The sequence below is a fragment of the Mycolicibacterium palauense genome, from assembly GCF_002592005.1.
GTDB lineage: Bacteria > Actinomycetota > Actinomycetes > Mycobacteriales > Mycobacteriaceae > Mycobacterium > Mycobacterium palauense.
Window position 1 is genome coordinate 1 of record NZ_NVQF01000130.1, and the last position, 10,679, is coordinate 10,679.

12 protein-coding genes are annotated in these 10,679 nt (G+C 69.9%); 7 read left to right on the forward strand and 5 right to left on the reverse strand.

Annotated features, from left to right (window positions below):
• Positions 1 to 141 precede the first annotated feature (141 nt).
• From CSR00_RS28065 to CSR00_RS30905, 5 genes are all read left to right on the forward strand, one after another.
• Complete coding sequence (locus CSR00_RS28065) at positions 142 to 1,344, forward strand: ABC transporter substrate-binding protein (RefSeq protein ID WP_099025655.1); 1,203 nt, start codon at positions 142 to 144, stop codon at positions 1,342 to 1,344.
• A 113-nt stretch (positions 1,345 to 1,457) separates the two neighbouring features.
• Positions 1,458 to 2,237 (forward strand): ABC transporter permease, encoded by a 780-nt coding sequence (locus tag CSR00_RS28070; protein ID WP_099025659.1) that lies wholly within the window; start codon positions 1,458 to 1,460, stop codon positions 2,235 to 2,237.
• Positions 2,237 to 3,037: an ABC transporter permease gene (locus tag CSR00_RS28075; protein ID WP_099025656.1), complete on the forward strand. Its 801-nt coding sequence runs from the start codon at positions 2,237 to 2,239 to the stop codon at positions 3,035 to 3,037. Before CSR00_RS28070 ends, CSR00_RS28075 begins: the two co-directional genes overlap by 1 nt.
• Positions 3,038 to 3,157: 120 nt before the next feature.
• A complete protein-coding gene (locus CSR00_RS28080) occupies positions 3,158 to 4,432 on the forward strand; it encodes an MFS transporter (protein ID WP_099025657.1) in 1,275 nt (424 codons plus the stop codon).
• A gap of 147 nt (positions 4,433 to 4,579) precedes the next feature.
• The gene (locus tag CSR00_RS30905) at positions 4,580 to 4,735 is read left to right on the forward strand and encodes a hypothetical protein (RefSeq protein ID WP_176562307.1); all 156 of its coding nucleotides are present in this window, start codon (positions 4,580 to 4,582) and stop codon (positions 4,733 to 4,735) included.
• A 3-nt stretch (positions 4,736 to 4,738) separates the two neighbouring features.
• Here CSR00_RS30905 and CSR00_RS31445 read toward each other — a convergent pair whose 3' ends face one another.
• Together CSR00_RS31445 and CSR00_RS31450 are read right to left on the reverse strand one after the other, a co-directional pair.
• Entirely contained in the window at positions 4,739 to 4,993 is a 255-nt protein-coding gene (locus CSR00_RS31445; RefSeq protein ID WP_245906681.1) for an SDR family oxidoreductase, read from the reverse strand.
• Positions 4,994 to 5,001: 8 nt separating this feature from the next.
• Complete coding sequence (locus tag CSR00_RS31450) at positions 5,002 to 5,166, reverse strand: SDR family NAD(P)-dependent oxidoreductase (RefSeq protein ID WP_245906683.1); 165 nt, start codon at positions 5,164 to 5,166, stop codon at positions 5,002 to 5,004.
• On the opposite strand from CSR00_RS31450, the gene CSR00_RS28090 reads away from it, so the two are divergent.
• Entirely contained in the window at positions 5,165 to 5,596 is a 432-nt protein-coding gene (locus CSR00_RS28090; RefSeq protein WP_099025660.1) for a PPOX class F420-dependent oxidoreductase, read from the forward strand. The genes CSR00_RS31450 and CSR00_RS28090 overlap by 2 nt on opposite strands.
• A 6-nt stretch (positions 5,597 to 5,602) precedes the next feature.
• Here CSR00_RS28090 and CSR00_RS28095 read toward each other — a convergent pair whose 3' ends face one another.
• From CSR00_RS28095 to CSR00_RS28105, 3 genes are all read right to left on the reverse strand, one after another.
• Positions 5,603 to 7,597, reverse strand: a complete 1,995-nt coding sequence (locus CSR00_RS28095) for a YhgE/Pip domain-containing protein (RefSeq protein ID WP_099025661.1) — start codon at positions 7,595 to 7,597, stop codon at positions 5,603 to 5,605.
• 19 nt (positions 7,598 to 7,616) lie between these two features.
• On the reverse strand, positions 7,617 to 8,264 hold the full coding sequence (locus tag CSR00_RS28100) for an ATP-binding cassette domain-containing protein (RefSeq protein WP_099025662.1): 648 nt from the start codon (positions 8,262 to 8,264) through the stop codon (positions 7,617 to 7,619).
• A gap of 138 nt (positions 8,265 to 8,402) precedes the next feature.
• Positions 8,403 to 10,202, reverse strand: a complete 1,800-nt coding sequence (locus tag CSR00_RS28105) for a PucR family transcriptional regulator (RefSeq protein WP_099025658.1) — start codon at positions 10,200 to 10,202, stop codon at positions 8,403 to 8,405.
• Positions 10,203 to 10,283: 81 nt separating this feature from the next.
• Here CSR00_RS28105 and CSR00_RS28110 point away from each other — a divergent pair.
• Positions 10,284 to 10,679, forward strand: a 396-nt coding sequence (locus tag CSR00_RS28110) for an aldehyde dehydrogenase family protein (RefSeq protein WP_141564511.1), incomplete at its 3' end; no start/stop codon positions are given.

Sequence of the window (10,679 nt, forward strand, 5' to 3'; positions counted from 1 at the left end):
AGAAGACAATTGAAGAATTGGGAGAATGCGAAAAACTAGTATAGATACATGAGAGTAATATTGATAGAGAACGACAGAGAACAAAGAACTAAAAAAGAGTGGTAGAAGGCGAGATAAAAGGTGTGCAAGAGAGAGGATCCCATGAGACACCCGATGCGACGCCTCGGCGTCACCGCGGCGGCCTGCGCGGCGTTACTCGCCGCATCGGTCTCGGCCTGCTCGAGCTCGGACGGCCCGGGCGGCACCGCGGGCGCCCCGCCGCAGATGCAGGCCCCCACCGAGATCGGCGAAGGCGAGGGCCAGCTGAACCTGATCGCCTGGGCGGGCTACGCCGAGAACGGATCCAACGACCCCAGCGTCGACTGGGTGAGCCCGTTCGAGGAGAAGACCGGCTGCAAGGTCAACGTCAAGCTGGGCAACACCTCCGACGAGATGGTGCAGTTGATGCGCACCGGCCAGTACGACGGGGTGTCGGCGTCCGGTGACGCCACCCTGCGGCTCATCTACGCCGGCGACGTCGCCCCGGTCAACACCGACCTGGTCCCCAACTACGCCACCATCGCCCCGTTCCTCAAGGACCGCTCGTGGAACTCCGTGGACGGCCAGATGTACGGGATCCCGCACGGGTGGGGCGCCAACCTGCTGATGTACAACCCGGCGGTCGTCACCGACAACCCCGACACGTGGGGTGCGGTCTTCCCGGGCGCCCCGGAATTCAAGGGCAAGGTCACCGCCTACGACTCCCCCATCTACATCGCCGACGCCGCGCTGTACCTGATGAAGACCAAACCGGAGCTCGGCATCAAGGATCCCTACTCGCTGACCGGCGAACAGCTCGACGCCGCCACCGATCTGCTCACCCAGCAGAAGGAGAACATCGGCGAGTACTGGTCGGACTACACCAAGGAGGTGCAGGCCTTCGAGTCGGGCACATCGGTGATCGGCACCAGCTGGCAGGTGATCGCCAACACCATCAACGCCGACGAGAAGGTCAAGGTCACCACCGTGCTGCCCAAGGAGGGGGCCACCGGCTGGTCGGACACCTGGATGGTGGCCGCCAAGGCGGCCCACCCCAACTGCATGTACGAGTGGATGGACTGGATCACCTCCCCGGAGGTGAACGCCCAGGTCGCCGAGTACTTCGGTGAGGCGCCGGCGCAGACCAAGGCCTGCGACTTCACCACCGAGAAGGACTTCTGCGCCACCTACCACGCCACCGACGCCGCCTACGCCGAACAGATCCACTACTGGACCACGCCGCAGACCAAGTGCGTCGACGGCAGCGGCGACAACTGCACCTCCTACAACGAGTGGGTGGACAAGTGGCAGCAGATGAAGGGCTGAGCCGGTGCACCGGCCGCCAGCGGCGGTGAAGCGCCCGGTGAGCACGTGGTGAGCACGTGGTGAGTACGGCGCTGCGGCGCCGGGCGGGACTGGCGTTCCTGTTGGCGCCGCCGATGCTGTGGCTGGTGGTGGCCTACCTGGGGTCGCTGGGTGTGCTGCTGGTGTCGGCGTTCTGGACCACCGACACCTTCACCGGGGCCGTGGTGCGCACCGTCACCGGCGAGAACATCGTGCGGGTGCTCACCGAGGCGGTGTTTCGCACCGCCACCCTGCGCACGGTGGGCGTCGCCCTGGCGGTGACGGCGATCTGTGCGGTGCTGGCGGTTCCACTGGGCCTGTACATGGCCAAGATCGCCACGCCCGCGGTACGGCTGGCGCTGGTGGTCGCGGTCACCACACCGCTGTGGGCCTCGTATCTGGTGAAGGCCTACGCGTGGCGGATACTGCTGGCCCCGGAAGGCCCGCTGGCCTCGGCCACCCACTACACCCCGGGCTACGGGCTGGTCGCCACCGTGGCGACGCTCTCCTACCTGTGGCTGCCGTACATGGTGCTGCCGGTGTTCGCCGCCTTCGACCGGGTCCCCGACGCGCTGATCGACGCCAGCGCCGACCTCGGCGCATCCAGCATGACCACCCTGCGTTCGGTGGTGGCGCCGATGGTGTTCCCCGGTGTCGCCGCGGGGTCGATCTTCACGTTCTCGCTGTCGATGGGCGACTACATCGCCGTCACCATCGTCGGCGGCAAGACCCAGTTGCTGGGCAACATCATCTACGGCCAGCTGGTCACCGCGAACAACCGGCCGCTGGCCGCCGCGCTGTCGCTGATCCCGCTGGCCGCGATCGTGCTGTATCTGCTGGCGATGCGCCGCACCGGCGCGCTGGAGAACGTCTGATGTTCTCCCGCGGTGTCCGACTCGGCGCGCGGGCGTGGGCCGTGCTGGTCCTGGTCTTCCTCTACGTCCCGCTGGCCCTGGTGGTCCTCAACGCCTTCAACGCGTCGAAGACCTTCGCGTTCCCACCGACGGGTTTCACGCTGCAGTGGTGGCGGGCGGCCTGGCACAGCGAGGGCATGTGGACGTCGCTGGCCAACTCGGTGGTGGTGGGGCTGGTGGCCACGGCCGTCGCGCTGGTCCTGGGCACCATGGCCGCGTTCGCCGTGCAGCGCTACGCGTTCTTCGGCCGGCAGGTGGTCAGTTTCCTTGTCGTGCTGCCGATCACGCTGCCCGGCATCGTCACCGGCATCGCACTGAACGCGACGTTCACCTCCGCACTCGGCATCACTTTGGGCCTGGCCACCGTGATCGTGGGCCACGCCACGTTCTGCATCGTCATCGTGTTCAACAACACCCAGGCGCGGCTGCGCCGGCTGGGCACCAGCCTCGAGGAGGTCTCCGCCGACCTGGGAGCCTCGTCGTGGCAGACCTTCCGGTACGTGACGTTCCCGATGATGCGCGGCGCTCTGGTGGCCGGCGCCATCCTGGCGTTCGCGCTGAGTTTCGACGAGATCGTGGTCACGACGTTCACCGCCGGGCCCACCGTGCAGACGCTGCCGATCTGGATCTTCGGCAACCTGTTCCGTCCCAACCAGGCCCCGGTCATCAACGTCGTGGCCGCAGCCCTGACTCTGCTGGCGGTGATCCCGGTCTGGCTGGCCCAGCGCATCGGTGGCGATCCCGCCTCCGCACGGGTGTAAAAGGATTCCCTGGATCGGCGGTTGGTCGGGCACACTGAAAGTCGGCTGTGGATAAGACCTGACATTCACACAAACCCCGAGAAACAAGCCCGGGAAAGAACCGGAGAAAGGCGTGCCGCAGTGCGTCCCTGGATCGTGTGGTCGATCGGACTTCTGGCCTATGTCGTGGCCGTGATGGACCGCACCACCCTGGGGGTCTCCGGGCTCGACGCCGCCGACCGTTTCACCGCGAGCCCGGGCATGCTGTCGACGTTCGTGGTGCTGCAGGTGATCGTCTACGCCAGCGCACAGATCCCGGCGGGACTGCTGCTGGACCGGTTCGGCTCGCGGGCGATGATCGTGGCCGGCGGCGCCCTGATGGCCGCCGGGCAGCTGACCCTGGCGATGACCGAGTCGCTGCCGCTGGCCATCGGCGCCCGCGCCGTGCTGGGACTCGGCGACGCCTTCACGTTCATCTCCGTGCTGCGGCTGGTTCCCTACTGGTTCGGCGAACGCCAGATCCCGCTGGTCACCCAGCTCACCGGGATCTGCGGCCAGCTGGGCCAGGTGCTCTCGGCGCTGCCTTTCCTGGCCCTGCTCGGCGCGGCCGGGTGGAGCACGGCCTATCTGTCGGCGACCGCGTTCGGCGTGCTGGTCATCGTTCTGGTCCTCGCCCTGGTGTCCGACACCCCGCACGGCCGCGCGGTGGCGGTGCACTCGTCGAACGTGCGCGAGACCCTGTCCGGCCTGAAGACCGTGTGGATGCGTCCCGGCACCAGGCTCGGCTTCTTCACCCACATGGGCACCCAGTTCTCGGTCACGGTGTTCGCACTGATGTGGGGTGTGCCGTATCTGACCGAGGCGCAGGGGCTTTCGCGGGCCGTCGCGGGCGCGCTGCTGACCGTGTCGGTGGCCGCGGCGATCTCCTCGGGCATCCTGATCGGCATCGTCACCGGGCGGCATCCGCACCGACGGTCGCGGGTGGTGCTGGGCATCATCACCAGCAATGCCCTGATCTGGACGATCGTGCTGGCGCTGCCCGGCCCGGCGCCGCTGTGGCTGCTGGTGGTGCTGATCGTGGTGATCTCGGTGGGCGGGCCGGGATCGATGGTCGGGTTCGACTTCGCCCGCACGTTCAACCCGAGCCGCACGCTGGGCACCGCCACCGGCATCGTCAACATGGGCGGCTTCTGCGCCTCGCTGCTGGTGATGCAGTCGATGGGCATGATCATCGGGGCTGCCGGCGGCTACTCGTTCGACTCGTTCCGGCTGGCCTGGACGGTGCAGTACGTGATCTGGGCGGTGGCCGCCGTGGCGATCCTGATCACCCGCCGCAAGGCCCGCCGCACGATCGGCGACATCGAGGAGAGTAAGTACCTGCTGGAGTTCTTCGACGAGGGCCAGCTCGCGCGCTGACACCGTGCCGCCGCCGGTGACCCCGGCCGGGCCCCCGAGTCCGCCCCGGGACGGGTAGCCGACTACGCGTGCCCCGGCCGGGGGCCCATCCATACCTTTCGTGTGAGCCGGTCCTACGGGCCGGAGGCGAACGAAGGGACAACGGCGATGACCACCATCACGACCACCATCTCCTCGGGAATCACCTCGGGTCTGCGGATCTGGGGGCGCAACCCGGCACCGAGGGCGCGCCGGTTCGGCCGTGGCCGGGTCAACAGCTACTTCGACGACAGCCTGGCGATCCGGGAACGCGCCCGCCTGTAACGCTCAGGGGCGGCGGGCGGTCACCCCGCCGTCGACGACGAGGTGGGCGCCGGTGATGAACGACGCCCGCGGTGACATCAGGAAGGCCACCGCCTCGGCGATCTCCGCGGGTTCACCGACGCGCCCGAGGGGCGCGGCGTTCTCGAAACCGGCCCGGACCTCCTCGACATCGAGGGCGATCGGCAGCATGGGCGTGCGGATGAAGCCGGGGCACACCGCGTTGACCCGGATGCCCTGCGGTCCGAACTGGGCCGCCATCGAGCGGGTCAATCCGAGCCGGCCCGCCTTGGACGCGCGTCGTCGGCGATGTCCCACAGCACCACCCGGCGCCCGTCGGCGACCAGGGCCCGTGCGCAGGCCCGCCCGATTCCCGACGCCGCTCCGGTGACGATCACTGCACCCGTGCCGACCAGTTCTACCGTGGTCGGCATGACGCATCGACAGCTATTGACCGAAGAGGTGATCGAATTCCTCAGCACCGGCACCCGGACCGGGATGCTGGGCTACGTGGCCGCCGACGGGCGCCCCCTGGTGGCGCCGGTGTGGTTCCTCGTCGACGGCGGCGATCTGGTGCTCAACACCGGCAGGGCCACCGCGAAGGGGCGGGCGCTGGCCCGCGACCCGCGGGTGACGATCTGTGTCGACGACCCCCATCCGCCGTATTCCTTCGTCCAGGTGCAGGGCATCGCCTCGCTGTCGGAGGAGCCCGGCGAGGTGCGGGCCGTCGCGACCCGCGCGGGCGCCCGCTACATGGGCCCCGAGCGCGCCGAGGAGTTCGGGCGGCGCAACGGGGTACCCGGCGAACTCGTCGTCCGGGTCCGGCCCACCAAGGTGATCACGGCGTTCAACCTGGCCGAATAGCCGCCGCTACACCTCGATCGGTGGGTGCAGGCGTTCCATGGTGTACTGCCGGTTTCGTCTGGCGGCCCACGCGCTGGCGGCCAGTGAGACCGCCAGCACCGAGGTCAACACCGCCACACCCACCCACAGTCGTGAGTCGATGCCGCCGACGGTCAGCTCGCGAAGACCGTTGACGGCGTAGGTCATCGGGTCCAGCGGGTGCAGGATCTGGAACGGTCTGGCGGTGGTCTCCACCGGGTAGATCCCACCGGCGGACACCAGCTGGAACATCAGGAACGCCAGCGTGACCACCCGGCCCACGGCGACGCCGAACAGTGCGTTGAACGCCTGGATCATCGCCAGGAAGGCGGCGGCCACCAGCACCAGGAACGCCACGGTCGCCACCGCGTACCTGGCCTTCAGACCGACGCCGAAGTGCACGACGGCGTACATCACCACCACCTGGCAGACCGCGATCAACAGGGCCGGCCAGTAGGAGGCCAGCACCACCCGCAACGCACCGAGCCCGTTGATGATGGGCCGAGGCTGCAACGGGGTCAACAGCATCCAGATGATCAGCGCGCCGATGAACAACGCCAGCGGAAGAAAGAACGGCGCGAACCCGGTGCCGAACGTCGGCGCCGGGTTGTGGGTGACCAGGTCGAGAGCCACCGGCGCGGACAGCGTGTGCGCCACCTCGGTGCGTTGCTGCGGGGTCCAGTCGGGCACCTGGGTGGAGCCCTGACGCAGCTTTCCGGCCAGCAGCTCGCCGCCGGAGCGCAGTTGGCCGGCACCGTCGGCGAGGCGCTCGGCTCCCCCGGCCAGCTGCCTGCTGCCGTCGGTCAACTGCACCAGCCCGCCGGCCAGCCGGTCGGCCCCGGAGCTCAGTTCCCCGACACCGTCGCGCAGCTTGACCACGTCGGCGCGCAGGCCGCCGTTGAGCGCCCGGGTCAGGAACGTGCGCAGTTCGCTGTGGGGATCGTCGAGCTTGCCCCGCAGCTCGGCGGCGCTGTCGCGCAGCCGCAGCAGGCCCTCGTCGGTGGCCGGATCGATACCGCGGGCCCGCAGCAGCCGCTGCGCGCCGGCCAGCGAGGCACCGATATCGCGCACCACCGGGTCCGGGTTGGCCCGCAGCGTGTTGACGGCCTGATCGACGATGGCCGCGGCCAGGTTCTGGTCGATGTTCAGTGCGGCGACGCGGTCGGCGGTCGCGCTCACCGCGCCGCTGAGGCGGGCGGCGGCCGCACTGACCTCGTCGGGGTCCAGTCCCAGACCGTCGACGTCGTCGAGCAACCTCAGCAGCGGCGTGGTGGCGGTGTCGACCGCCGTGGTCACCTGCTGCACCCCGTCCGCGAGCCGCGCGGCGCCGTCGCGGGCGACGGTCATGCTGGCCGAGAGGGTATGCGCGCCTGCCGCGAGCTGGTGGGCGCCGTCGTCGGCGTCGGCGAGCCCGGTGGCCAGTCGGTCCGCGCCGTCGGCGGCCTGGCGCAGACCGGCACCGGCGTCGGTCAGACCGGTCAGCACGGTGCCGACCGAGCGCGCACCGATCTTCTGGTTGACCTCGGTGAGGATCTCGCGGGCCGCGTTCTGCCCGATCACCGAGGCCAGATAGTTGTTGGCGTTGTTGAACGTGAACCGCAGCTGCGCCTGGTGGGGGTCTCCCCCGCCGGCCGAGGCGATCGCCTCGCTGAAGTCCGCCGGCAGGGTCACCGAGAAGTAGTACCGGCCGTCGGCGACGCCGGCGGCGGCGTCCTGCGCCGAGACCTCGTGCAACTGCAGCGCACCGGAATCCAGCAGGGCACTGGCGATCTCGTCGCCGGCGTGCAGTTCCTGACCCTGTGCCACCGCCCCGGTGTCCTCGTTGACCAGCGCCACCGGCACCTTGTCGACCTCGGCGAACGGATTCCAGAACGCCCACAGGTACATCGCCCCGTAGAGCAGCGGCATCACGATCACGGTCACCAGGGCGACCCGCGGCAGCACCCCCCGGGAGTAGCGCTTGAGATCGGTGCCCAAAGACATTCCGGCCAGCACGGTTGCCTCACCCCTCCCGTTGGGTTGCCAGGTCGGCTCTGGTGGTGTTGGCCACGGGCAGTTGCGCCCGCACCGCATGGCCGGCCACTCCGTTGACCGTCGCGGTGACGACGGTCTGTCCGCGTCCCAGGTCAATCAGGCGTTCCACCAGCACGTCGCGGTTGGCGTCGCTGGTGACGTAGTCCAGGTTGCCGACCACGAGCAGCTCGGGCCGGCCGGTGTTGGCCAGGGCGATCCGCAGCAGCAGCCGGTCCAGTTCGGTGAGTTCCTCGACGTACTCGCCCAGCGGGGGCGGCGGAAGCTCCCCGAAGACCGGGGCGCATACCCGGGCGAGGTCGGCCTCGCCGGCGCGGCGCACCATCCGGTACCACGCGGCGTCCCAGCGCAGCTGCTCGGTGATCAGGTCCTGCACCGTGACCGATTCGGCCACGCTGTCGAGTTCGTCGATACCGGCCAGCGCCGAGGCCGCGAAGATGTCCCGGGCCCGGCGCCGGCCGAAGACCTCCAGCTCGCCGGCGTCCGGCCGCATCCGTCCGGCCAGGGTCATCAGCAGCGCGGTGCGACCGGTGCCTGCCGGGCACACCAGCACCGTGACACCGCCGGCCTCGACGTCGAGATCGACCGGGCCGTACACCGGCCCCCACGGGCCGCGCATCCGGATGCCGCGAGCCGACACCGCCCGCCGCTCTGGGTGGCACTCCCCGGTGTGGGACCCCCCGGTGTTGGATTCCTCGGTGTTCGATTCCTCGGCATCCGCCGGATCCGGCTCCCGCATGGGCCAATCAGACCACAGCTACCCCACCGGCACCGCTGATCGTTCGAGGATCAACATGGCGACGTGCAGTGACGTGCGCGACTCCGCGTCATCGAGGTCCACGCCGAGCAGCCGTTGCAGACCCGCCAACCGCGCATACAGCGTCGGCCGGGACAGGTGCAGCCGCTTGGCCAGCTCGGTCTTGTTGCCGCCGACGTCGAGGAAGTTGCGCAGCAGATCGAACGCCTGCTCGCCGCCGTCGGACCCCAGCCGCGCGCGGTGCCGCAGCAGCCCACGCAGTTCGGTCTCGGCGAACGCCTGCACCCGCGGATCGTTGCGGATCAACGTGACCAGCCCGCGCAGCCGGATGTCGGCGATCCGGAAGAACGACCGCCCCGAATCCTGCGGCATGGCCGCGGCCACCTCGGCGACGTGTGCGGCTTCGCCGAGACCCGTGGCCGCCTCGACCAACAGCCCGGATTCGGGACCGACCCCGACGACACAGCCCGACACCCCCGCCACCCTGACGACCGCCCGCCGGATCTGGGCGCACAGCTGCTCCAGTTCCTCGTCGGTCGGCCGAGCGGCGGGCGCCCCCGCGACCGCCGCACGACGGCGGGGCGCCAGGAGAAGGTCGATGTGCCCGTGCTCGCCACCCGCGGCGAGCACGGTGTGCCCGGCCGCGCGGGCGGTGTGCACCACCGCGTCCAGACTGCGCAGCCGGCGCTGTTGAACGACGACGTCGTCGGCGTTGGGCGTCTCGCTGAGCCGGACCGCCATCGGGAGATAGGTCAGCGCGGGCCGCAGTCCCAGGGCGTAGGCCCGCGCGGTCGCGTCGGCCTCGTCGCGGACCCGCCCCCGGCGCAGGTCGTCGAGCAGGCCGCTCTGGGCACGCAGCTCCAGCGAGGTGCGGTCCCGCTCAATCATCCGATGCAGGGCCAGCGCCTGGGCGGCCCGCTCCAGGGTGGTGCCGACGCGATCGGATGCCCTGTCCCCGGTCGTTTCTTCGGCCCTCTCGCTGGCCTTCTCGCCGGCCTCTTCGCCGGTTTCTTCGCCGGGCTTTTCGCTGGCCTTTTCGCTGGCCCTTTCGCCGGCCGGATCCACGCGCACTCGGGGCGCCACCAGCCGGCCCCATTCCTGGCGGTGCGGCCCGACCGGGCGTGCCGCCCAGGAGCCGGCCGGGGTTGATGTCGGGCCGGATGTCGGGCCAGGTGAAGCCAGCCGCGAACGGCGTTCCCAATCGCCGAGCAGTTCGCGTGTGGGCACGTCGCGCGCGGCGAAGGCCAGCACCTGGTGGTTGAGATCCTCGAGGACCACCGGGGTCTCCAGCATTCCCGCGGCCGCGCCGACGATCTCGTCGACGTCGGCGCGGCGCATGCTCAGCGCGGTGAACACATCGTGGACTCGGCGGGCATAGTCGACCTCGGCGTACTGGTCGGCGACGATCCTGCGGTGGACCTGCTCGGTGACCTCGACGAAGCGCACCGTGCGGTGCAGCACGACCACCGGCATGGCCAGCTCCCGCGCCGCGCGCCTCACCTCGTCGGGCACCCCGTCGAGGTAGCGGCCGAGTTCGATGACGACCGCCACCGCGCCCGCGGCCGACAACCCGGCCAGATAGTCGCCGCGGTGGGCGGGGTCGGCCAGCGGCGCCCCGGTGGTCAGGACGAGTTCGCCGCCCTCGAGCAGGTCCGACAGGTCGGGCAGGTCGCTGACGTGGACCCAGCGGATCGACCGGTCCAGGGCGCCGCCCGCCCGCACGCCGGCGCCGTTGATCACCTCGGGGTCGCCGGCCTGCAGCACCGGCAGCTCCAGCACCTCACGGATCGTCGGCCGCATTTACACAGTGTAAGAGAAGAGCGGCTTTGGCATACACTTCGTCGGGGACGGTGGCGTGGGCATCGCGCGAGGATCGACACCATGACGAACAGCACCCGCCCGCAGACCATCGACCACTGGGTGAACGGCAAGTCGTTCGCCGGCTCCGCGGAACGGACCGCCCCGGTGACGAATCCGGCCACGGGTGTGGTGACCGGTCAGGTGGCGTTGGCAAGCGTCGAGGACGCCCGCGCGGTCATCGACGCCGCCGCCGCGGCCTTCCCCGCCTGGCGGGACACCTCGCTGGCCAAGCGCACCTCGATCCTGTTCGCCTTCCGGGAACTGCTCAACGCCCGCAAACAGGAACTGGCCGCCCTCATCACCGCCGAACACGGCAAGGTCCTCTCCGACGCGCTCGGCGAGGTCACCCGCGGCCAGGAGGTCGTCGAATTCGCCTGCGGCATCCCGCACCTGCTCAAGGGCGGGTTCACCGAGAAC

Coding starts and splice junctions, on each gene's coding strand:
- CSR00_RS28070 (WP_099025659.1), top strand. CDS start 1,458: ATGCTGTGGCTGGTGGTGGCCTACCTGGGGTCGCTGGGTGTGCTGCTG.
- CSR00_RS28075 (WP_099025656.1), top strand. CDS start 2,237: ATGTTCTCCCGCGGTGTCCGACTCGGCGCGCGGGCGTGGGCCGTGCTG.
- CSR00_RS28100 (WP_099025662.1), bottom strand. CDS start 8,264: ATGCGCGGCCCGTGGGGGCCGGTGTACGGCCCGGTCGATCTCGACGTC.
- CSR00_RS31450 (WP_245906683.1), bottom strand. CDS start 5,166: ATGCCGACCACGGTAGAACTGGTCGGCACGGGTGCAGTGATCGTCACC.
- CSR00_RS28090 (WP_099025660.1), top strand. CDS start 5,165: ATGACGCATCGACAGCTATTGACCGAAGAGGTGATCGAATTCCTCAGC.
- CSR00_RS30905 (WP_176562307.1), top strand. CDS start 4,580: ATGACCACCATCACGACCACCATCTCCTCGGGAATCACCTCGGGTCTG.
- CSR00_RS28105 (WP_099025658.1), bottom strand. CDS start 10,202: ATGCGGCCGACGATCCGTGAGGTGCTGGAGCTGCCGGTGCTGCAGGCC.
- CSR00_RS28095 (WP_099025661.1), bottom strand. CDS start 7,597: ATGTCTTTGGGCACCGATCTCAAGCGCTACTCCCGGGGGGTGCTGCCG.
- CSR00_RS28065 (WP_099025655.1), top strand. CDS start 142: ATGAGACACCCGATGCGACGCCTCGGCGTCACCGCGGCGGCCTGCGCG.
- CSR00_RS31445 (WP_245906681.1), bottom strand. CDS start 4,993: ATGGCGGCCCAGTTCGGACCGCAGGGCATCCGGGTCAACGCGGTGTGC.